This is a genomic window from Algoriphagus namhaensis, from assembly GCF_042649705.1.
Taxonomy (GTDB): Bacteria; Bacteroidota; Bacteroidia; order Cytophagales; family Cyclobacteriaceae; genus Algoriphagus; species Algoriphagus namhaensis.
Map to the genome: position 1 here is coordinate 957,498 of NZ_JBHRZS010000007.1, position 20,920 is coordinate 978,417.

The window sequence follows — 20,920 nt, forward strand, 5'->3', positions numbered from 1 at the left end:
ATGGCTTCGAGGGACTTTAAATACATAATTTCATTTTTCCTTTTATTACTTTTTTTGGGTCAACAAAAGCTATTTGCCCAACTCACTACGATTGGTAAAGAATTTTATGTCGGTTTTATGGAAAATAACCGTACAGCCAACCGTGTCGACGTGGCAAAAGTGATTATCACCGCCAGCGAAGATGTTACAGGTTTTATTAAGACTCCTACACGCACTATCAATTTCGAAATAGCCCAAGGCGAGCAATTTGTTCAGGAGTTTTCCAGCGATAGCGAAGACATCATCCACAGAACGTCCGGTGAAATTGAATTCAAATCACTCTACATCAATACCACGGGAAATGTCACTGTTCATGCCTTTAATGAACGACAGCGAAGTGCAGATGGGACGGTGGTGTTACCAGTGACCGCATTGGGAAAGGAATATTATGCAATGGCCCACTATGATGTTTTTGGCCCAGATCAGGAGCCCGGATCGAATACAAATTACGAAAGCACCTTACTGGTGGTGGCCACGGAAGATGATACCGACCTCGAGATTGTCACGAGCTTTCGCACAGTCAATACCATTCCGGCCGGTGCTCCCATTAATATCACTTTGGATGCTGGGGAAACCTATCAGATCAAGGCGCTAGGAGATCTAACGGGCACTCGAGTCAGAGTTTTAAATGGAGCAGATGGGGATTGTAAGAATGTGGCTGTTTTTGGAGGAAATAAGATGACTAGCGCAGGAGATTGCGGTACCACTGGCGATCATATGTTTCAGCAGGCTTATCCAACTTTTGCCTGGGGCAAAGAATTTGTCCACATCCCGATGGCAGGAAGAACCTCAGGAGAAATCGTTAAAATCTTAGCTTCAACTGATAATACCCAAGTCAGTGTGAATGGACAGGTAATTGGCAATTTGGATGAGGGGGAGTTTATCAAAACCGAATTCGCTCGTGATGAGGTAGCAGTTATTGAAACTTCAAAACCTTCTTCAGTTGCTTTTATCGCAAAAAGCCAAGGCTGCAATGTACAATCTGGGACTTTAGCGAGTTTTGGAGATCCCTCACTTACTGTCTACAGCCCAAATAATCAGAGAATTACAGATATACTTTTTTCATCAGTTCGGGTAGTTGGGATTGTGATTCACTATGCTAACGTATTGGTGCCGGCCGGCTCAGCAAATCAAACCTTACTAAACGGTCTGCCAGTTGGAGACCAGTTCCAGCCAGTCCCGGGAAATTCCGATTTTGAATATGCTCGTCTCGTGGTCAGGGAGGGAGCTAATCGACTGAGCAACCCAGAGGGCCTGATTGGATATGCCTATGGTTCAGGTTTTATAGAATCTTATGCCTATTCCGTGGGAACAGCGCTAGAACGAATCCAATACGAAACGGAAACGAATTATGAGTTTGAAGTAGAAGGGGATAAGATCGCCTGCTACAATCAAGAAGGAATATGGAGAATCACGCCTGAAAATCCAGATTATGCGATTTTCACCTGGGATTTTGGAGATGGCTCTGCATTGGAGAATGGGCAGGAATTGTCTCATACATTTGAGGAATCTGGAGTTTTTCAGGTAAAAGTATTTGCATCTACAGGTGAAGATCGCTGCGATCGTGAAGAAGAGTTTACTTTTGAAGTTGAAGTGCTTGAGGTTTTGGCTGAGCTTAGTGGGCCAACATCGGTTTGTCCGCAGATAGATGAGTTTACCTATGAATTGGTGGATCGATCTAATTTTGCAAGCGCGATTTGGGAAATTGAAGGTGGTGAAATCCTTTCAGAAACAGACTCCACGCTTACCGTACGCTGGGGCGAGGCATCAACCACTGCCTTTGTTTCGGCAATACCTTTGACAGAAGCGGGTTGTTACGGTGAGGGACTTAGACTAGATGTGGTGATAGCAGACACGTTGGATCCAGATGCTCCACTTGGTCCAACAGCTGTTTGTGGTGGAGAATCTATCGGTTTGGTTTATTCCGTTCCTTTCCCTAGCGCGGATAGAGCATACTCTTGGGAAATTGTTGGGGGAACGATTGTTTCTGGTCAGGATACCGAATCCATCACAGTAGATTGGGATCTCTCAAGCCCTATTCGGCAACTGTTTTACAACGAATCAGGTCTTACCAATGCTTCCTGCCTGGGAGTTTCAGAATCCGTTTCATTTGAGGTTTTGCCTCCGCTTTCTATCAGCTCTTCATTTGATAATGCCTCCTGTCCCGAAGATCGAAATGGGTTTATAGAGATTTTGGTAACTGGTGGATCTGAGGAATATGATTTCACATGGTCACACGATGCTGGATTGGAGACCAATCTTGCTCAGGGTTTGGATGCTGGGGTTTACGAAGTGATCGTGAGTGATGCGTCTGGCTGTGCTGTGGAGGTTTTGACTTTCGAGCTTCAGGATCCGGCTCCGATCGAAATTTTAAGAACTCCGGAGATCATACCTGCGACTTGTAATACCTTATCAGATGGGCAAGTGGTTGTGGAAATGTCTGGTGGTACAGGTCAGCTCCAGGTTTTTGACTTTCCTTCTGATTGGGATGGAAGATTCCTCACTATTAGTGGGATTCCGGTTGGTGACTTTTCTCTTTTTATTCAGGATGAATCCGGCTGTGGAGTACCGCTAGCTGGAACGATGACAGCTCCCGAACCCATGTCTTTGTCTTTTGAAGTTGGCAGTCCAAGCTGTCCTGAGGCGGTGGATGGTGAGCTAACTGTCCTTGTAGAGGGAGGAACAGCTCCTTACACCTATTTATGGGAAAATGGATCTCAGGAAGCCTTGGCTAGTGGCTTAAGTTCTGGCCCAGTTCAAGTCACAGTAATTGATTCGAATGGGTGTGAAGTTACTGGCACAGGTGAAGTGCCTCTTGGTACCCCTCAGGTAAGACTTCCTACTGGGTTTATTCCTAGTGATGGCCCATATGGTCCCATAGTGACTTGCGGCGTAGCTTATCAATTGATGATTTGGAATCGTTGGGGGCAGCTGATGTATTCAGGTTCGGAGGGATGGGATGGACTTTTTGAAGGAAATGAAGCAGGAATTGGGGTCTATAGCTACACTTTAGATTACACCTACCAGACCTCAGGGGAAATATTCAATGAAACCAAGAGAGGAACATTTACTTTGGTACGATAAATTCAAATTATTCATTTGCCATATCCATAGTTTAGATAGTTTTGTGCAAACACTTTTTTCATGAAGAAAATACTCATTACCGGAGGAGCCGGATATATAGGATCACATACAGCTGTGGAGCTAGTTAAAGCAGGGCTTCAACCTGTCATTATCGATGACCTTTCTAATTCCAATCGTCAAGTCCTTGAGCGACTCAAAGAGCTCACAGGGCAGGATATCCCATTTTTTGAGGGAGACTGTGGTGATCAAGCGCTATTAAATCAAATTTTTGGGCTTCACAGGATATCAGGGATTATTCATTTCGCAGCTTATAAAGCAGTGGGAGAAAGCACTGAAAATCCTCTGAAATACTACCAAAACAATGTGGGGAGCTTGATGACGATTCTCTCTTTTATGAAAGAAAAGGGCATCAAGGATTTGGTTTTTTCTTCCTCTTGTACGGTGTATGGCCAGCCAGATGTATTGCCCGTAACTGAAAGCACTCCCAGAAAAGATGCTGAAAGTCCCTATGGAAATACCAAGAAAATTTGTGAAGACATCTTGGTGGACATGGTCAAAAGCGAGGCTGGACTTCGAGTGATTTCTTTGCGTTACTTCAATCCTGTTGGGGCACATTCCTCGGCAAAAATAGGGGAGCTGCCTCTTGGTACTCCAAATAATCTAGTACCCTTCGTCACACAAACTGCAGCTGGAATTCGTGAAAAATTAACAGTTTTCGGTGGAGATTACGATACTCCTGATGGCACTTGCATTAGAGATTATATTCATGTCGTGGATTTGGCTGATGCACATTTGAGGGCGATTGAATATTTGGGTGAGCAGGAAATGAATTTTTATGATGTTTTCAACGTGGGAACTGGAACTGGAAATTCGGTCCTTGAAGTGATTCAAAGTTTCGAAAAGGTTTCAGGACAAAAACTAAATTACGAAATAGGCCCAAGGAGACCCGGAGACGTAATTCAGGTATGGGCAGATACTCAGAAGATCAACAAGGTCCTAGGCTGGTATCCGAAGTTAAGCTTGGACGAATCCATGCGCGACAGCTGGAATTGGCAACTGGCGATAGGGGATAAATAGTAGGCAGGCGCAGTAGCAGAAGTCGGAAGTAATAACCACAGGTTCCTACTTTTTTAAGGGCTATACCAAGGTTCCTAGGGGAGGCACCTTAAACTTTAAACTTCACAATTCAATACCCTGCCGCCTGTCCGTCCTTTCGAGACTCTGTGGCTCCATAGTAGACCTTATTGATAGGATCAAATCCAATGGCTTGGTATCCACCATAGGCGCCAACACTAAATTGAACTCTGTGTCCCTTCATTTCCAAAGCCCGAATGACTTCATAGCTAAATCCGCTTTCCAGATTTAAGGCACCTCCATTTGTCATCATAGATCCAGTGGGTTGAGAAGATCCTGTATGTCTCATACGAGGAGCATCTCCTGCCTCTTGCAAGTTCATTCCGAAGTCTATGACATTCACCAGTATTTGCGTATGTCCTTGTGGTTGTACTGCACCACCCATCAAACCAAAGCTCATAAATGGTTCGCCATCTTTGGTCACGAAAGCTGGAATAATGGTATGAAAAGGTCTTTTGCCTTTGGCGAGTGAATTAAAATGATCTGGGTCTTGGACATTGAACATTTGACCTCGGTTTTGCATCACAAATCCTAGTCCGTCTGGTACCATTCCTGAACCGAATTCATCATAGATGCTTTGGATAAAGGAAACCATATTTCCATCCTTATCAGCCACAGTAAGGTAAGTGGTGTTTCCTTTTTCTATGTCTCCTGCAGGGTATTCATCTGCAGCCTGATTCATGTCGATTAATTTTCTGCGCTCTGCAGCATATTCTTTTGAGATCAAATAATCCACTGGAATCTCATTGAAAGCGGGATCGGCATAGAACTTTGCCCGATCTTCATAGGCTAGTTTTTTGGCTTCAGTAAGCACATGCAGGTATTCCGCACTTCCAAAACCCATTGCAGCTAAGTCATAACCTTCTAGGATGTTTAGCATTTGTAAGGCTGCTATTCCTTGTCCATTTGGGGGCAATTCCCAAACATCATAGCCACGATAATTGGTACTTACAGGCTCTACCCACTCTCCCTCATGTTTTGCTAAGTCTTCATAGCTCAGATATCCTTCATGTTTTTTCATAAAGGCATCCATGGTTTGGGCGATTTCACCTTTATAAAAGACATCTCTGCCTTGCTTTGCAATCATATCATAAGTTCTCGCGAGGTCAGGGTTTTTGAATACCTCACCCTTTTGCGGGGTGCTTTTCCCGTTGGGCATATAGGTTTGACGGAAGCCAGGAATATCCTGCATTCTAGGCCAGTCGTCATTCATTTGCCAGGCAATCACTTCTGAAACTGGGAAGCCATTGTTTCCATAATCAATCGCTGGTTGCAAGATTTCCTGCATGGATAGTTTTCCGAATTTCTCGTGCATTGCAAACCAACCATCCACTGTACCCGGTACGGTGATTGGAAGTGGGCCTAAGAAAGGAGCGTATTTTAAGCCTTTTTCCTTGTAGACTTCCATGGTCAGACTCTCTGGCGCTCGACCACTGCCATTGAAGCCATAAAGTTTCTTGCTTTTGGCATCCCAAACAATGGCAAACACATCTCCTCCGATACCACAGGCATGCGGCTCAACTAGGCCAAGCATTGCGTTAGCCGCAATAGCAGCATCCATTGCACTGCCTCCCTTTTTCAGAATATCTAGAGCAGCTTGTGTTGCAAGAGGCTGGGAAGTAGCTGCCATACCGTTTTGACCTAGTACTTCTGAGCGTGTAGCGAAATTTTTACCTGTTACGCGATCCTGAGCAAAGGTGTGAATGCTCAAAATTGCGAGTATGCTAATAAGTAGAGTCCTTTTCATAAGAAGTTTTTGAATCTAGCTTCGAGTCTAGTGAATTGAAATCTTTGATGCAATTGATACTTGATGTGTGGATCAAAAAAATATTGAACCTAAAACAGAAAAGTCCCGAATATCTTCGGGACTTTAAGCGCCATGGATCCCGAGGTATCGGGAAACCCGCGACCTTCCCGAGAATCGGGACAGGCATTCTAATCTTTGGATTGGTTTATAATGTGTTCGGATAGAAATACCCTGCTTTTCTGCGCTTTAAGGAATCGCTCTCGTACGATCGCCTCTTTTATAGAGTCAAACCTTTGTGTATACTTCAATTTCCAAGGTTGCTTCATTGCCGTGTAACCCTTATGAGGCTTATTATGCTTGGCAAGTCGGATTTTAGGGTCGGTGGAACTGCCGAAGTAAAATGTGCCATCTTTCTTGGACTCGATAAAATAGACGAAATATTCCATGGTTTAAAAAATATTTAAAACAAAAAAGTCCCGAATCTCTTCGGGACTTTAAGCGGAATGGACGGGACTCGAACCCGCGACCTCCTGCGTGACAGGCAGGCATTCTAACCAGCTGAACTACCACTCCAATGTCTTTTGATCGTTGCAGATCTTTTTCCTTCTCGTTTGAAGTGATGCAAAGGTAGGTATTTGCGCTTTTTGTGCAATAGGTTGATCTAAAATTTTTTTCACTCTATGCCTATCTGATTCTCTCTCAGATAGATAATTTTCTTTTTTTATTCATTATGAAGCTTTCTTTTGGAAAGTTTTTCTTGCCTAGATATTGCTTATCTTTGTTCCTTCCAAAATTGATAGAAATGGTATTAGAATTCGAACAGCCCATTATTGATTTAGAGCAAAAGCTCAAAGAGATGAAGGAATTAGCTAAAGGAAGAAATGTCGATTTATCTTCCGATATTGATTCATTAGAAGAGAAAATTCTATCCTTGAAAAAAGATACGTTTAAAAACTTGACCCGTTGGCAGAGAGTTCAATTGTCTAGGCACGCGGATCGACCTTATGCTCTGGATTATATCTATGAAATCACCAATGATTTTATAGAACTTCATGGAGACCGTACCGTGAAAGATGATCGTGCAATGATCGGGGGGTTAGGAGATATCGATGGCCGAACTGTCATGTTTATCGGTCAGCAAAAGGGTAGAAATACAAAACAAAGACAAGACCGAAACTTTGGGATGGCCAATCCTGAAGGTTATAGAAAGGCACTTCGATTGATGAAAATGGCCGAAAAATTCGGTAAGCCTATCGTTACCTTGATTGATACTCCAGGAGCTTTTCCTGGATTAGAGGCTGAAGAGCGTGGTCAAGGTGAAGCTATCGCAAGAAATCTGAAAGAGATGTTCATGTTGAAGGTCCCAGTGATTTGCATCATTATAGGTGAAGGAGCATCCGGGGGAGCCTTGGGTATAGCTATTGGTGATAAAGTTTTTATGCTTGAAAATACTTGGTATTCAGTGATTTCACCTGAATCTTGTTCGTCAATTCTATGGAGATCGTGGGATTACAAAGAGCAAGCTGCCGAGGCACTGAAATTGACCGCCATGGATATGGAAAAAAATGGCTTGATCGATGGAATAATCCCAGAGCCACTAGGCGGAGCGCATAAAGATCTCAAGCAAATGTCTGCTACTTTGAAGGAATTTATCAATGCTTCCTTGAAGGAATTAGATAAGCTGAAGCCTGAGAAGCGAATCGACAAACGAATAGATAAATTCTGCTCCATGGGAGTGGTTGTTGAATAAACTACTGCCCGGATGTTCTCATTCGGGCTTTTTTATTTTATATGGAATTACACGTAGTAAATACCGGTTTTTTCAAACTGGACGGTGGCGCAATGTTTGGAGTGGTACCCAAATCTCTCTGGACTAGAACGAATCCTGCTGATGACAATAATCTCTGTACTTGGGCTATGCGTTCCTTGCTTTTGGTCGATGGGGATAGAATCACATTGATTGATAATGGAATAGGAGACAAGCAAGACGCAAAATTCTTTTCTCATTATTATTTGCATGGAGATGATTCCTTGAAGAAAAATCTTCACCGACTCGGGATTGATTTTGGCGATATAACAGACAATTTTCTGACACATCTTCATTTTGATCATTGTGGAGGCGGTGTGCGATATGGCAAGGATAGTCAGTCCTTTGAGATGACTTTCCTGAATGCTACTTACTGGTCAAATGCTGATCATTGGAAATGGGCGACTGAGCCCAATCCCCGGGAGAAGGCCAGCTTTCTGAAGGAGAATATTCTTCCAATGCAGGATAGTTGTCAACTCAAAATGATTGACTTGGATTCAAATTCAGAGAGATTAGGCTTTCAGGTAATCACAGCTGATGGTCATACCGACAAGCAAATGTTGCCCAAAATTCAATATAAGGGTCATACGGTGGTATTTATGGCGGATTTGCTTCCTTCCGTAGGTCATATTCCCTTGCCTTATGTGATGGGTTACGATACTAGACCCTTGCTGACTTTGAAAGAGAAAGCGGATTTTTTGGAAGAAGCTGCGAGGAAAAAATATATTTTATTTCTTGAGCATGATGCAGTCAATGAATGCTGCACAGTGAAAATGACAGAAAAAGGCGTGCGATTGGATCAAACCTTCAAACTGAATGAAATCTAATCTAAAAATAGGCATTGCACTCTCGGGCGGTGGTGTCCGTGGTATCTCTCATTTGGGTGTCTTAAAAGCTTTGAATGAGGCCGGAATTTTTCCAAATCGAGTAAGTGGAAGTTCTGCAGGAGCCATAGCAGGAGCGATGTACTGCGCAGGGTATAAGCCTGAAGAAATCCTTCGGATCATAGTAGATACTAATTATTTCAAGTTTTTGCGTCCAGCGATTTCTTGGAAGGGGCTTCTCAAAATGGATCAAATGGAAAAGCTTTTTGGGCTTTATCTCAAAGAAAATGATTTTGCGAAGCTGAAAATTCCGCTCACGGTAGCCGCTACAGATATTCAAAAAGGCAAACCAGTTTATTTTTCTGAAGGTGAAATCATCAAAGCCGTGATGGCATCATCCTGTATTCCTGGGATGTTTGAGCCTATTTTTCACGATGAAAAATATTTGGTAGATGGAGGAGTACTCAATAATCTTCCGGTTGAGCCGCTGGATGGGGTGTGCGATTACATCATTGGTGTGAATTGCAATCATTTGCCAGAGGAGACCAACATTACAAACATGAAGAATCTCATCGAGCGAACAGTGATCATGAGTATGAATTATAATGTTTACTCGCGTGAATCTAAATGTGATTTTTTCGTTGAGGCTCATGGTTTAGGAAAATACGGTGTGCTAGACATTCGTAAGGCACCTCAATTATTCAAGGCTGGATACGACCGTATGATTCAGTATATGGAGGAAAATCCAAAAATGCAGGAATTACTAGTTGCGGAATCCAAATCAGAAGTTCTATGAAAAAACTACTAGCGAAATTTGTGTTTTGGATCTCAGGTTGGTCATTCAATGGCACATGGCCAAAAGATCTGAGGAAAGCGGTTTTAATAGCTATTCCTCATACTTCTAATTGGGATTTGGTCTATGCTTTGGCAGGCTTTTACCTAATGGAAGTACCAGTAAAATATACTATCAAACAGGAAATGATGGTGGGTCCTTTGGGTTGGTTTCTCAAGCAATTAGGGGGAATCGGAATTGATCGAAAGCGAATTCCTGGAGGAAAGCGCCAAACTTATACTCAGGCGATGATTAATATGCTGGATGAGGCTGATGATCTGGTGATCATGGTGACTCCTGAAGGTACTCGCAGCCAAGTGAAAAAATGGAAAACGGGATTCTATCACATTGCATTAGGAGCTAATGTACCGGTAGTGATTGGGTATTTGGATTATGAGAAAAAGGAAGCCGGTCTTGGGCCATTATTTAAATTGACAGGAGATTTGGATGCTCAAGTCGAGGAAATGAAAGCTTTTGGACGTTCGGTAACGCCAAGGCATCCCGAAAAAGGAATTTTGTAATCTCTAGAAATGAAAAAGCTGCAGTCCTACTTCATTTTTATCTTAAGTGCATTGTTTTCATGCACAGGTGCGGATGAAGGTAGCTTTGATAGTTTGACTGGTTGGGATATCGAAAAAGAATCATTTGATGCCTCTGTCGAAGAACAGGCCAAAGAGCTAGACATTCCTGGTTTATCCCTTGTAGTGATCAATGATGGGGTTCAAGTCCATCGGGTTAATTATGGTTTTGCAGATGTAGCCCATCAAGTTCCAGTTTCGGATCAAACCATTTTTGAGGCAGCGTCTATTTCTAAACCTGTATTTGCATACCTCGTGATGAAGTTTGTGGATGAAGGAAAACTGGATTTAGATAGACCTCTTTATCAGTATTATCCTCATCCCGATTTAGAAAATGAGCCTTGGAGCAAACTGCTCACCGCTCGATTAATTCTCAGTCATCAGTCTGGTTTACCCAATTGGAGAGAGGATGACCCTGATCAGATTTTGCGTTTTGAATTTGAGCCGGGTACTGCATATGGATATTCTGGAGAGGCTTATCAATATCTGGCAGAAGTGCTACGTGAAATAGAAAATACAGATTGGGATGGATTGGAGGCTGCTTTTCAAGCGAAAGTAGCGCAGCCATTGGGTATGGAGCATACTGTTTTTATTCAAAATGAGTATACACGAATCAACAAGGCTCAGCCTTATGATTTAGAAGGGAATTTGATTGATTGGGAAAACGATTACTGGTTCCAAAAGAACGATAGTGTTTTTGTCGCGCCTGCTTCGGTTCATTCAGAGCCTGGGGACTTCGGAAAGTGGATGACTGCCATTATGAACAAGGAAGGTCTCTCCGAGGAAGCATTTGAAAGTATGTTGACTCGACAAGTTGACATTCCGGATGCACCGTTTAAATCAGCCTACACTTTGGGTTTTGTTAATCTTGAGGTTCCAGGCTTTGATATCATCATGCATACCGGTAACAATGAGGGCTTTACCAGTTATTTTTTGATGGATACTACCAAAAAATGGGGATATGTCTTGTTCACCAATTCAGAGTATGGAGAAGAACTTGGCTTATTGTTGCTTCTCCAATTGGTCACAGGCCCCAAGATCAAAGTGTTATTTGCCTTAGCTGGGATTTTACTTTTGGGAATGACTATTGGTATTTTTTATGGGATCTATCGATTGATCAAATTTGTCTTAACCTGAGCTTTCGCAAAGCAAAAGGCTCGTGTAATTAATTTACTATGGCTTGAGTACAAGCCTATTCTCTGAAGATTTTTCTATGTCAGACCGATTCATAAGTTGTGATCTGTACTTTCCTTTAGCGAATAAATTCGCTTGATCCTTATAGAATGGGCTGAATCGATTCCCTGATTGACCCGTAGGTAAAACTGACAGAGAAGATTCCACATTTTCAAAATCTAATAAAATCCGCATTGCAGGACCTGAGGTGACGGTATAAACTCCTTCTCCATTGAGACGGAAGGCTAATTTATTCACAGCTTCGGCATTGGCCTCGAGCGGGTAGGTTTCCACATTGAAAAGTTTATCCAAAGGCTTCTGAGCTCCGAGCGGATGTGGGTGAACAGAAATGATCGCTTTTTGCCATTCCCATTTTTTCCAGTTCTCTCCAAATTGTGTTTCCAATTCGGCAAGAGTCTGATTCAAGGCAGCTTGAATAATTTCGTCTTTGCTTTCTATGGCTTCCGTATTTCTATCGTCCCACCATAGATTTGCTGGATCATTTAAGAAAAGCGGAGTACTTCTGATCATGGTAAAGGTCTCCAAGTAAGTTTCAAAAGCTTCCATTCCCAACTCATCAGACATCGAAAGGCGAAGGGTATGATAGAGCCACTTGTAATAGACAGTTGGAGCCATATCTTGCAAATTATGAGTGCCTTGCCAGTTTGATATTTCTTCAGAAAGTCCTTCAAACTCACTGAAATTATCGCTAGATACTGCCTTCAATAGGACTTGTACATTTTTTGGGTGGGTAGTGTTTATTGTCTCTAACTGGAGTGTTTTTAGATCCTCTACCGTCCAGTCATTTCTTGAGGCGATGGTCTCAGCTATTCTTTGATAACGATCTCCAGGATAATAGTAACCAGGGACCAAGGTTCCATTGGAAAGTGTGTCTGTCTGATTGTTGGCAGAGACCACATATCCCCAAGGTGGATTGATACTTTGTGGGTTTTCTGTAAAGGGAAGCCAGCCGGCAGGTTGATCATCTGGATCGCTTCCATTTCTGAAAATCTTACTGTTGGATGCAGGATTACGCTCTGGAAGCCTTGCTGCAGCCCACCAAGCAATATTTCCTTCAGCATCCCCATACATTATATTCAGTCCTGGCGCATGGATTAGCGCCGCAGCTTGGGCCACGTCATCTATGGATTTGGCATGTGCCATCTTGTAGGTTGCTTCTAGTGCACGGGTTGGTTCCTGAGTATAAACCCACCAGGAGGAAACTGGATTTTCGGTGCTTGCAGCAATTTCCGGTACCACTGGATTTAAAATCGGACCATGAATTGTCTCTTTGATTTCAAATTCTTGTGCATCTGCTTCTTTGACTTGGATGGTCTCAATTCTTGAACTTATGGGGCTGCCTTGGTTTCCAATCATTATTTCATTCGAATTGGAAGGGTTGAGTTTTTCCAGGAAAAAGTCTTGGTCATCATTCTCAAACATGGTTAACCCAATGCTGTGAAATTCGGTATGGCCGACTAAACCAAAAGGCAAACCTGCCAAATGATTCCCATAAAAACGGAATCCTGGATACTCAATATGGGCCTCATACCAAACCGAAGGAGAGGAGAAGCCAATGTGGGTATCATTTGCAAAAAGTACCTTTCCACTCGCTGATTTGGATCCTGCTATGACCCAAGAGTTTGAACCTTCCAAAAGTGGGACGGGTAGCTTGTCGAGCATGGCGATAATTGATTTGCTTTGTGTGCTATCCAAATCCGTTTTCTCAGGATAGAAATTGGGAATAAATACATGCTCTGGAAGGGTATTTACCGATATGCTTTTCAAATAATCAGGGCCAAGTTCTTTAGAAATTTTGGTGAGCATAGGGTCAGTTTTCACGGCCATGGCAAAAGTAAAGGCCATGTAGCCTGTGATGGCATGTACATCATTAATGGTAAACTCTCGAGGGGTTTCTCCAAGCAAGCTGTACTCCATAGGAAGGTTTCCTTCCTGAATAAATTGGTTTACTCCCGCTATGTAGGCTTCAGCAGCTAATTTCCATGGTGATTGTGGCTGGTTTTGCCAATACTCGGTACTTTCAAGCGCATGCTTTGGGATGCCAAGAGTTCTAAAAAACTGATCAATTTCAAGTAAGTCCGCGCCAAGAAACTCTGCAAGTGTTCCTGTTCCCACTCTTCGCATCATCTCCAGCTGAAATAAGCGATCTTGAGCATGGACATAGCCCAGAGTTTTATAGGCATCTGTTTCATTAGAGGCGTAGATGTGTGGAACTCCATATTCGTCAAAAAGTACCTCAACTTCCTCGTCAAGTCCTTGGAGAGAGATGTCTCCCTTATATTGAGGGCTGTGGGCAGAGATAAAAATAAGCATACCGACAACGGCTATCAGGGCGAGGGATCCCAAGATGAGGACTACATTTTTCATAAAGTAACTTCTTGTTGAAATTGACTAATTAAATATAAATCAATTAGATAAAGGATCGTTAATTGCTTCTAAAATAATCTTGCACGCATCCTGAATCTGCTCTTCAGTGATGATCAACGGAGGCGCAATCCGCATAGAATCATCACAGAATAAAAACCAATCGGTAATGACTCCCAGCTCAATCGCACGATCAATAATCGGCTTGAGCACTTCAAAAGACTCAAATTCCACTGCCATCATCAGTCCTTTGTTTCGGATGGATTTGATTTTCGGATGGACCAAAAGCTTCTTAAACAAATTGGCCTTGGATTCAACCTGATCTATAAGATTTTCTTCCTGAAGAATCTGAATGGTGGCTAATGATGCAGCGCAACTTACAGGATGTCCTCCAAATGTGGTGATATGTCCAAGCAAAGGGTTATTTGCAAAAGATTTCATCACTTCTTTTTTTGCGATAAATGCTCCTATCGGCATTCCGCCTCCCATTCCTTTGGCACAGCATACGACATCAGGTTCCATTCCAAAGTGCTCAAATGCCCAAAATTTGCCTGTACGCCCAAATCCACATTGGATTTCGTCGCAGATCAAAAGTGTGCCTGTCTCGTCGCATCTTTTTCTTAGCGCTTGAAAATAGGTAGAGCAAGCCACCATAATGCCCGCTTCGCCCTGTATAGTTTCAATAATGACAGCTGCAGTATCTTCATTGATTTTTTCCAAGTCGGTAAAACCTCCATAAACTATATGCCCGATTCCAGGAAGCAAAGGACGATATGCACGCTTAAAAATCTCATTTCCTCCCACGCTCAAGGCCCCATGGCTACTCCCGTGATAGGCATTGACACAGGAAATGATGTTTGGCCTTCCAGTATATCTTTTGGCTAGCTTTATCGCACCTTCGATGGCTTCTGAGCCGCTATTGACCAGATAGACATTGTCTAGAGCCTCCGGCAAAGTATCCACTAAGGCCTTTGCTAATTGAGATTGTGGAGTCTGAACATACTCTCCATACACCATGAGATGCATATACTGGTCAAGTTGTGCCTTCGTGGCTTCCACTACCTTTGGATGTCTATGGCCCACATTGCTGACTCCTATACCAGCGATAAGATCCAGGTATTTTTTCCCTTCAGGCCCATACATATATACACCTTCAGCTTTTTCAATTTCTATGAGAAGGGGAAAGTCTGTTGTTTGAGCTAGATGCTGCAAAAATAGCTGCCTAGGATTCATTTGACTGAGGTTCAATAATTCGAAAATCGATAGAAAATCCCAAGTGGAAGCTTTTTATTTTGGGAGTCATTTAAGTAAAGCTCTCCTTGTTCTGGGTTGGTGACGCTTTTAAAATTTGTTTGAATGAGATTGGCTGCAATCAGAGAGGAAAAGCTCAGTGAGTACATATTTAGGAGCAAAAAGTGTTGCTTTGGATCCAATATCTCACTGCAAACTTTCAGCATTTCATTTATTTGTTCCTCAAGGACCCATTTTTCACCTCCAGGTCCTCTGCCATAAGCTGGAGGATCAAGAATGATTCCTTGGTAGGTGTTGCCCCTTCTTGCTTCACGCTTGATAAATTTCATTGCGTCATCGATCATCCATCGAATCCCGTCAAGGCCTGAATCTTCCATATTATGCTTGGTCCAAGTCACCACTTGCTTTACAGAATCTAAGTGGGTCACATCCGCACCTGCAGCCTTTGCAGCCAAACTGGAGGCTCCAGTGTAGGCAAAAAGATTGAGGACTTTTGGACTATTCATCTTTGAGCTTTTTACTCTTTCATAGATGTAATCCCAATTCACCGCCTGCTCCGGAAAAAGACCGATATGCTTGAAAGATGTCTGTGCGAGGTTCAATCTCATTTTTAGCCCGGCAGAGTTTTCATAGCCAATTTGCCAATTGTGGGGCATATTGCTTGGGCTCTGCCAAAAACCTTTTTCTGGATTCTTTTTATCCTTTGCAAAGTAGGAGTCTGTTTGGCTTTTCCATTCCTCTTCAGAAAGACTCTTATCCCAAATAGCCTGAGGCTCAGGTCTTCGCAGGACAAACTTCCCAAAGCGTTCCAATTTTTCAAACCCTCCAGTATCGATCAATTCATAATCTTGCCAAGGTCCGGGGGTTAGTAATTGAATGGGATTCGTCATTTTTTAGGGTGCTTTGGCTACAAAAGTAGGAAAAATCAATCAAGGATTCGCTTCACTTCTGTCTCACTGAATTGCCAGAGTTTTTCTGCCAATTCAAGATCATTTGCCTTGCTACTCACTGAAGCGAACTTCTTCCGCTGATAGTATCCTCCATTGGTCAACTTGGATGATGGCGTGTTTGCTAGGTATAAAGTCGTTTCTGCTCCTTTTTTGGGAGAGATGAAAAATAGCTTTGAAAAGCCAATAATCGCCTTTTCTATGGACCCTGAGCTATTCCCAAAGGAAGTATTCACTGCACCAGGATGTAGCGCATAGGCTTGAAGGTTTTGTTCTGAATACTTTTTCCTCAATAGTTTGGTGAAAAGAATATTGTACAACTTTACCGAAGCATAGGATGCGAAGGAGCTTGTGGATTTATTTAAACCTAGATCGCTTGGATTTGCTTTTCCGATTTGGTGTACTTTGGAGCTGACGCTGATGACTTTCCCCAGATCTTTGGGAAGCAAATGTATGAGGTGCTTAGTCAGCAAAAAGTGCCCCAAATGATTCACAACAAAAGATTCGTCCAGCCCTTCTACTGTTTTCTTTTTAGGAGGAAACATCCCACCCGCATTATTAATGATGATATCTATGGATTGATATTTGGAAGAAATATCTTTTGTGGCTTCATTCACGCTTTTCAAATCTGCAAGATCCATCTGTACTAAATAAACACGTTCGTTAGCGCCAAACCCTTCCAATAAATCGATGGCCTTTTTCATGTTTCTTACCGGCAGGATCATCTGATGCCCATCTTTCCAAAGGGACTTAAAAGTTTCCCAGCCAATGCCTGAGGTAGCTCCTGTTAATAGAATATTCATTTGTTAAAATTATTTATGGGGGTGTAAGTCATTTGAAATCAAACTTCTAAATGGATTCTGTAAATTTCAGCTAACAAAGGTTCGATTGAATTCTTATTTTTAGATTTATTTTAGGCTCCATTAGGTAGTTTATTACCCATATTATAAGTCACCAATGCCCGAAAAGTTTATCGATGTAGAGAAAGCTATCCATTCCAAAAACCCAAAGCTTTTGAAATGGATGCCAAGCTTCGTGCTTTCCTATATTAAGCGTGTCACCCACGAAAAGTGGCTTAATGATACTATGGAAAAGATCCATATCTATCAGGGGCAGGATTTTGTGAATGCGGTGATTGAGGAATTTCGTATTGATGTGGAGCTCAAGGGTGCTGAACATATCCCAAAAGAGGGAGGAGTAATAATTGCATCTAATCATCCTTTGGGCGCTTTGGATGGTGTTGCACTGATTTATGCGGTTTCTAAGATTCGTCCTGATATCAGGTTTCTGGTCAATGATGTATTGATGCAATTCAAGAATTTCCAGCCCTTTTTTGTACCGGTGAATAAGTTTGGCAAGAACTCCTCAGAAGCCATGCAGAATATCGACGAGGTGTTTGCAGAGGACTTTGTGATCATGATATTTCCGGCAGGACTGGTGTCAAGAAAATCTCCGGATGGTAAGATCCGAGATTTACAATGGAAAAAGACCTTTATCAACAAATCGAAGAAATATCAAAAAAGTATTATTCCCTGTTTCACATCGGGAAATAATTCGCCTTTCTTTTATAATTTGGCTAATTGGAGGAAGAAGCTGGGAGTGAAGGCAAACCTTGAAATGTTCTACTTGGCAGACGAAATGTATCAGCAACAGGGAAAGAAGATCACCATTACACTTGGTGAGCCTGTATCGCATACAGTATTTGATGACTCAAAGACTGAAGGGCAGTGGGCAGACTATATGAAAGACAAGGTCTATGAAATAGGCGAAAAAGCATGAAAAACGAAGTGGAAATAATTGCTCCAGTGGATCGGGAATTGCTCAAATCAGAGCTGACGAAAGAAAGGTTTTTGCGCTATACCAATAATGGAGACAATCTTGTCTATCTGGTCAATTACCATAATGCGCCAAATGTGGTCAGAGAAATCGGAAGACTCCGCGAACTCACTTTTAGAAATGCAGGCGGTGGAACAGGCTTAGCCTTGGATCTGGATGATAATGATACTTGTGAAAATTGCTATGATCAGCTGCTCACCTGGAATCCGGAGGACGAGGAAATCGTCGCTGGATACAGATTGATTCATTGCAAAAATTCCATTGACGAGAATGGTAAGATCAATCTTTCAACGGTTCATCTTTTTGATTTTTCTGAAAGCTTCATCAAAAATTACCTGCCCAAAACCATAGAGCTTGGTCGCTCTTTTGTGCAGCCCATGTATCAGCCAAGTATTGACAACAGGAAGGGGATTTTTAGTTTGGATAATCTTTGGGATGGCTTGGGTGCAGTGGTGCTGATGAATCCAGATGTGAAATTTCTCTTTGGAAAAGTCACCATGTACCCTCATTTTAATGAAGATGCGCGAGATTTACTTTTGGTTTTTTTAAACCATTATTTCCCTGATCCAGAAAACCTAGTAAGGCCTAAACCTAATTTGTTTTTGGGATATAAAACGGATATTATTTCTCGGCCTAACCCATTTGATGGTCTGGAATATAAAGAGGGGTATAAGTTTTTGAATTCCCAAGTTCGAGCTTTAGGAGAAAATATCCCTCCTTTGATCAATACGTACATGAATCTCTCACCAAGCATGATGACCTTTGGTACGGCCATGAATGATGAATTTGGAGAAGTGGAAGAAACAGGGATTATGATCCGGCTGGATGATATTTACGAGAGTAAAAAACATCGGCATATGGATACATTTGATCGGGACAGACATTACGGCAGCCGAGATGACAAAGGATAAAACACTGATTGTAGGGGCTACTCCAAATCCTACTCGATACGCCTTTACTGCAGCTGATTTTCTTCAAAGAGCGGGAAAGCCCTTTATTCCGCTGTCTATCAAAAAGGGGCATGTTTTAGGAGAGGAAATTTTAGACTTACGGCAAAAGCCTTATTTCGAGGATATTCATACAATCACACTATATCTGAATGCCGGTCATCAGAAAGAATGGGAGGAGTACTTGCTTTCCCTTGAACCAAAGCGGATTATTTTTAACCCTGGAGCCGAAAATCCCAGACTAGCTCAAAAGGCGCAAAATGCAGGGATCGAAACCTTAAATGCATGTACGCTGGTAATGATCAATTCTGGTCAGTATTAGCCTGACTTTTCAGAAATCGGTCCATATATAAAATATGCGGGAAAGAAATCACAGAAATCAGCACGAAAAACATCAAAATCACTTCTTCTGGCGACAAATTTCTTTGCGCAAAAAATAGGATCAAGGAAATTCCAATCAGACTAAGAAGGGTAAAAGGGATCAGCTGCACTCCGAATTTTTTTAAGCTAGCGAATTGAGGATATTTTTTGAGAAAATTATACTCCTCCACCATGCTAGGGAAGGCATGCCAAAACCCGAAATAAATCACAAAACTCAGCATTAGCGGGCTGAAATAGAGTGCAATGGGAAGCAATAAAAGATCGATGAGATCATTCTTATTGAACTTCACCTTAGCGATATATTGCATTAGAATTGTGACTACAAAGAAGCCAGTAATCAAATATGGTTGAATAGTAGCGAGTGACAAAATATCAATGACTGCCGCCAGGATTTCTTGGGTAAATTCAAAATCCCCTAAAAGAATGACTGAGAGGAAAAACATCCCCCGTGAAACAAAGAGAATTTGGTGAATTAATTTTCCATCGGCTCTACGGATAAAATGAGTCTGGCCAAAGTGAAAGGCCGACATTAGGATGAAGGCTGCCAAAGAGAAAATTGGAAAAATCCACCAAAACAGAAGGTACAAGCCAATCAAGGCAATGTGTTTGACTAAAAAAACTGAAAGGGATTTTGGATTAATTGCTGGATCGGAAGTGAGGTGGTCAATCGCGCCATGCGGAATACCGACGAACAACATGACCAAAATAAAAACAACCCATTGAAAATCTGGCCACATCATCATAGTCGCCATGGAAAGAAGGAGTAGAGCTATACCTAAGATTTTAACCTGATTTTCAATGCTTTTCATAGCTCATGAGACTTTCTATGAATACCCCAAATTTCAATTTAGAGAGTAAGGAAACCTCTTCCTGAAATGCAGTTTCTTCGCTCAGGAACTTCAGGATTTTGGAGACTTTGACACTACGAAACATATCCATGAATACTTCCTGAAGTCTTGCAGGTTGTTTTGAAGCGATATTGAGCAAGATATTGTCATAGAAAGAAAATCTCGTAGATTTTCTAACCTTGGAAAGGGGATGGATGCCCTGCTCGATATCAGATACTATTTGCTCACAATGCTTTTGAATCGTGTGAAAAGTATAACCTGTAGATGCTTTGGTCCAACCGGCTCTGGTCCCAATGGGAATTATGTGTCCATTGCTCGAGCTTTTCTTAAGCTTAGTAGTCATGGGTATCACCCCATCCTCCCTGTAGCTTACTTGGTATGCGACATTTGGAAATTTCTTAGCTAAATATTTCTGAAGTTCTTTATCTAAGGTTTGAAGTGACACTCCTCCCTTAGTATAAGTTGTGAACTCCACAAGTGCACTCTTTTCAGAAAAAGGAAGGACATAAATAAATTCGAAAGCATTTGAATTACTACCCGAAAAATCCATAAAAGTCATGGCTTCGGAGTCAAATACAGGTTTATCCATTTCAACCCTCCAGCCACTGAATATTTGTTTTAATGTATTGGGATCAAAATCAGTGTCAGAATTTAATCTAGAATCAAAAACCCAATCAGCTGTGTAGACTTGGCCTGTAGCAGTGGTAACTTTAGCATTACTCCAAGACTCAGAGATTTGAACAACATTGTCTTCAAGCTTACTTACGTTTGGGTGTAGGGAGATGGTTTTCTCCATCCAATCAAAAAAATCAAAAGAATTGATGTGATAGTATCTTAAGTCATCAAAGCCTAGATTGAGTTTTTCATCTTTGCCTTGAAGTGTAAATTTTGACCAGGATTTCTCTGCTCCCGGTGGGTGAATATTCAGGGGTTGGGTGTTCCAATAACACCAGGTTTTGGGCTTTGGATTTGAAAATGTAGGATCGATTAAAAGGATCTTTTTGTGTTTCAAGGAGCTATTTAGGAATTGAAACATCAAGCTCATTCCTGCGCATCCTGCACCTGCAATAATATAGTCGAAGTCCTTCATTTTAGTAAAAAAAGTCG

Annotated in this window: 18 protein-coding genes and 1 tRNA gene; 10 read left to right on the plus strand and 9 right to left on the minus strand. The window is 42.0% G+C overall.

Annotated elements, in window-relative coordinates; genetic code table 11:
* The first annotated feature begins 54 nt into the window (after positions 1–54).
* Both ACFOSV_RS12430 and galE read left to right on the plus strand, forming a co-directional pair.
* A complete protein-coding gene (locus ACFOSV_RS12430) occupies positions 55–3,123 on the plus strand; it encodes a PKD domain-containing protein (protein WP_377906338.1) in 3,069 nt (1,022 codons plus the stop codon).
* A gap of 60 nt (positions 3,124–3,183) precedes the next feature.
* Positions 3,184–4,200: a UDP-glucose 4-epimerase GalE gene (galE, locus tag ACFOSV_RS12435; protein ID WP_377906339.1), complete on the plus strand. Its 1,017-nt coding sequence runs from the start codon at positions 3,184–3,186 to the stop codon at positions 4,198–4,200.
* A gap of 109 nt (positions 4,201–4,309) precedes the next feature.
* Here galE and ggt read toward each other — a convergent pair whose 3' ends face one another.
* The 3 genes from ggt to ACFOSV_RS12450 all read right to left on the minus strand — a co-directional run bounded on the left by ggt (position 4,310) and on the right by ACFOSV_RS12450 (position 6,577).
* On the minus strand, positions 4,310–6,004 hold the full coding sequence (ggt, locus tag ACFOSV_RS12440) for a gamma-glutamyltransferase (RefSeq protein WP_377906340.1): 1,695 nt from the start codon (positions 6,002–6,004) through the stop codon (positions 4,310–4,312).
* A 188-nt stretch (positions 6,005–6,192) separates the two neighbouring features.
* Complete coding sequence (locus tag ACFOSV_RS12445) at positions 6,193–6,450, minus strand: GIY-YIG nuclease family protein (RefSeq protein ID WP_377906341.1); 258 nt, start codon at positions 6,448–6,450, stop codon at positions 6,193–6,195.
* 53 nt (positions 6,451–6,503) lie between these two features.
* Positions 6,504–6,577: transfer RNA gene (locus ACFOSV_RS12450), tRNA-Asp, on the minus strand.
* A gap of 229 nt (positions 6,578–6,806) precedes the next feature.
* Between ACFOSV_RS12450 and ACFOSV_RS12455 the strand changes: the two genes are divergently transcribed.
* The 5 genes from ACFOSV_RS12455 to ACFOSV_RS12475 are packed head-to-tail and all read left to right on the plus strand — an operon-like array spanning position 6,807 to position 11,182.
* On the plus strand, positions 6,807–7,754 hold the full coding sequence (locus tag ACFOSV_RS12455; protein ID WP_377906342.1) for an acetyl-CoA carboxylase carboxyltransferase subunit alpha: 948 nt from the start codon (positions 6,807–6,809) through the stop codon (positions 7,752–7,754).
* Positions 7,755–7,795: 41 nt separating this feature from the next.
* Positions 7,796–8,638 (plus strand): MBL fold metallo-hydrolase, encoded by an 843-nt coding sequence (locus ACFOSV_RS12460; protein ID WP_377906343.1) that lies wholly within the window; start codon positions 7,796–7,798, stop codon positions 8,636–8,638.
* Positions 8,628–9,431, plus strand: a complete 804-nt coding sequence (locus ACFOSV_RS12465; RefSeq protein ID WP_377906344.1) for a patatin-like phospholipase family protein — start codon at positions 8,628–8,630, stop codon at positions 9,429–9,431. The genes ACFOSV_RS12460 and ACFOSV_RS12465 overlap by 11 nt, the downstream gene beginning before the upstream one ends.
* A complete protein-coding gene (locus tag ACFOSV_RS12470) occupies positions 9,428–9,988 on the plus strand; it encodes a 1-acyl-sn-glycerol-3-phosphate acyltransferase (protein ID WP_377906345.1) in 561 nt (186 codons plus the stop codon). The genes ACFOSV_RS12465 and ACFOSV_RS12470 overlap by 4 nt, the downstream gene beginning before the upstream one ends.
* Before the next feature lie 9 nt (positions 9,989–9,997).
* The gene (locus ACFOSV_RS12475) at positions 9,998–11,182 is read left to right on the plus strand and encodes a serine hydrolase domain-containing protein (protein WP_377906346.1); all 1,185 of its coding nucleotides are present in this window, start codon (positions 9,998–10,000) and stop codon (positions 11,180–11,182) included.
* Between the two features lie 36 nt (positions 11,183–11,218).
* Here ACFOSV_RS12475 and ACFOSV_RS12480 read toward each other — a convergent pair whose 3' ends face one another.
* From ACFOSV_RS12480 to ACFOSV_RS12495, 4 genes are read right to left on the minus strand one after another with little or no spacing between them, the layout of a single operon-like run.
* Positions 11,219–13,606, minus strand: coding sequence for a penicillin acylase family protein (locus tag ACFOSV_RS12480; protein ID WP_377906347.1), 2,388 nt, complete (start codon positions 13,604–13,606; stop codon positions 11,219–11,221).
* A gap of 39 nt (positions 13,607–13,645) precedes the next feature.
* Positions 13,646–14,836 carry an aspartate aminotransferase family protein gene (locus tag ACFOSV_RS12485; RefSeq protein ID WP_377906348.1) on the minus strand — a complete coding sequence of 397 codons (1,191 nt, stop codon included), beginning with the start codon at positions 14,834–14,836 and terminating at the stop codon, positions 13,646–13,648.
* An 11-nt stretch (positions 14,837–14,847) separates the two neighbouring features.
* Entirely contained in the window at positions 14,848–15,744 is an 897-nt protein-coding gene (locus ACFOSV_RS12490; RefSeq protein ID WP_377906349.1) for a class I SAM-dependent methyltransferase, read from the minus strand.
* A gap of 35 nt (positions 15,745–15,779) precedes the next feature.
* Complete coding sequence (locus tag ACFOSV_RS12495) at positions 15,780–16,604, minus strand: SDR family NAD(P)-dependent oxidoreductase (protein ID WP_377906350.1); 825 nt, start codon at positions 16,602–16,604, stop codon at positions 15,780–15,782.
* Positions 16,605–16,758: 154 nt separating this feature from the next.
* Between ACFOSV_RS12495 and ACFOSV_RS12500 the strand changes: the two genes are divergently transcribed.
* The 3 genes from ACFOSV_RS12500 to ACFOSV_RS12510 are packed head-to-tail and all read left to right on the plus strand — an operon-like array spanning position 16,759 to position 18,906.
* Positions 16,759–17,580 carry a 1-acyl-sn-glycerol-3-phosphate acyltransferase gene (locus tag ACFOSV_RS12500; RefSeq protein ID WP_377906351.1) on the plus strand — a complete coding sequence of 274 codons (822 nt, stop codon included), beginning with the start codon at positions 16,759–16,761 and terminating at the stop codon, positions 17,578–17,580.
* Positions 17,577–18,548 carry a GNAT family N-acetyltransferase gene (locus ACFOSV_RS12505; protein ID WP_377906352.1) on the plus strand — a complete coding sequence of 324 codons (972 nt, stop codon included), beginning with the start codon at positions 17,577–17,579 and terminating at the stop codon, positions 18,546–18,548. The genes ACFOSV_RS12500 and ACFOSV_RS12505 overlap by 4 nt, the downstream gene beginning before the upstream one ends.
* Positions 18,535–18,906 carry a CoA-binding protein gene (locus ACFOSV_RS12510; RefSeq protein ID WP_377906353.1) on the plus strand — a complete coding sequence of 124 codons (372 nt, stop codon included), beginning with the start codon at positions 18,535–18,537 and terminating at the stop codon, positions 18,904–18,906. Before ACFOSV_RS12505 ends, ACFOSV_RS12510 begins: the two co-directional genes overlap by 14 nt.
* Here the strand turns inward: ACFOSV_RS12510 and ACFOSV_RS12515 are convergent.
* Complete coding sequence (locus ACFOSV_RS12515) at positions 18,887–19,774, minus strand: Brp/Blh family beta-carotene 15,15'-dioxygenase (RefSeq protein ID WP_377906354.1); 888 nt, start codon at positions 19,772–19,774, stop codon at positions 18,887–18,889. The two genes, ACFOSV_RS12510 and ACFOSV_RS12515, sit on opposite strands and share 20 nt — an antisense overlap.
* Positions 19,761–20,903, minus strand: coding sequence for a lycopene cyclase family protein (locus ACFOSV_RS12520; protein ID WP_377906355.1), 1,143 nt, complete (start codon positions 20,901–20,903; stop codon positions 19,761–19,763). Before ACFOSV_RS12520 ends, ACFOSV_RS12515 begins: the two co-directional genes overlap by 14 nt.
* Between the last annotated feature and the right edge of the window lie 17 nt (positions 20,904–20,920).

What these genes read in the sequence shown, in the direction of transcription:
- galE (WP_377906339.1), top strand. Translation starts at nt 3,184, where the DNA reads ATGAAGAAAATACTCATTACCGGAGGAGCCGGATATATAGGATCACAT.
- ggt (WP_377906340.1), bottom strand. Translation starts at nt 6,004, where the DNA reads ATGAAAAGGACTCTACTTATTAGCATACTCGCAATTTTGAGCATTCAC.
- ACFOSV_RS12445 (WP_377906341.1), bottom strand. Translation starts at nt 6,450, where the DNA reads ATGGAATATTTCGTCTATTTTATCGAGTCCAAGAAAGATGGCACATTT.
- ACFOSV_RS12455 (WP_377906342.1), top strand. Translation starts at nt 6,807, where the DNA reads ATGGTATTAGAATTCGAACAGCCCATTATTGATTTAGAGCAAAAGCTC.
- ACFOSV_RS12460 (WP_377906343.1), top strand. Translation starts at nt 7,796, where the DNA reads ATGGAATTACACGTAGTAAATACCGGTTTTTTCAAACTGGACGGTGGC.
- ACFOSV_RS12465 (WP_377906344.1), top strand. Translation starts at nt 8,628, where the DNA reads ATGAAATCTAATCTAAAAATAGGCATTGCACTCTCGGGCGGTGGTGTC.
- ACFOSV_RS12470 (WP_377906345.1), top strand. Translation starts at nt 9,428, where the DNA reads ATGAAAAAACTACTAGCGAAATTTGTGTTTTGGATCTCAGGTTGGTCA.
- ACFOSV_RS12475 (WP_377906346.1), top strand. Translation starts at nt 9,998, where the DNA reads ATGAAAAAGCTGCAGTCCTACTTCATTTTTATCTTAAGTGCATTGTTT.
- ACFOSV_RS12480 (WP_377906347.1), bottom strand. Translation starts at nt 13,606, where the DNA reads ATGAAAAATGTAGTCCTCATCTTGGGATCCCTCGCCCTGATAGCCGTT.
- ACFOSV_RS12485 (WP_377906348.1), bottom strand. Translation starts at nt 14,836, where the DNA reads ATGAATCCTAGGCAGCTATTTTTGCAGCATCTAGCTCAAACAACAGAC.
- ACFOSV_RS12490 (WP_377906349.1), bottom strand. Translation starts at nt 15,744, where the DNA reads ATGACGAATCCCATTCAATTACTAACCCCCGGACCTTGGCAAGATTAT.
- ACFOSV_RS12495 (WP_377906350.1), bottom strand. Translation starts at nt 16,604, where the DNA reads ATGAATATTCTATTAACAGGAGCTACCTCAGGCATTGGCTGGGAAACT.
- ACFOSV_RS12500 (WP_377906351.1), top strand. Translation starts at nt 16,759, where the DNA reads ATGCCCGAAAAGTTTATCGATGTAGAGAAAGCTATCCATTCCAAAAAC.
- ACFOSV_RS12505 (WP_377906352.1), top strand. Translation starts at nt 17,577, where the DNA reads ATGAAAAACGAAGTGGAAATAATTGCTCCAGTGGATCGGGAATTGCTC.
- ACFOSV_RS12510 (WP_377906353.1), top strand. Translation starts at nt 18,535, where the DNA reads ATGACAAAGGATAAAACACTGATTGTAGGGGCTACTCCAAATCCTACT.
- ACFOSV_RS12515 (WP_377906354.1), bottom strand. Translation starts at nt 19,774, where the DNA reads ATGAAAAGCATTGAAAATCAGGTTAAAATCTTAGGTATAGCTCTACTC.
- ACFOSV_RS12520 (WP_377906355.1), bottom strand. Translation starts at nt 20,903, where the DNA reads ATGAAGGACTTCGACTATATTATTGCAGGTGCAGGATGCGCAGGAATG.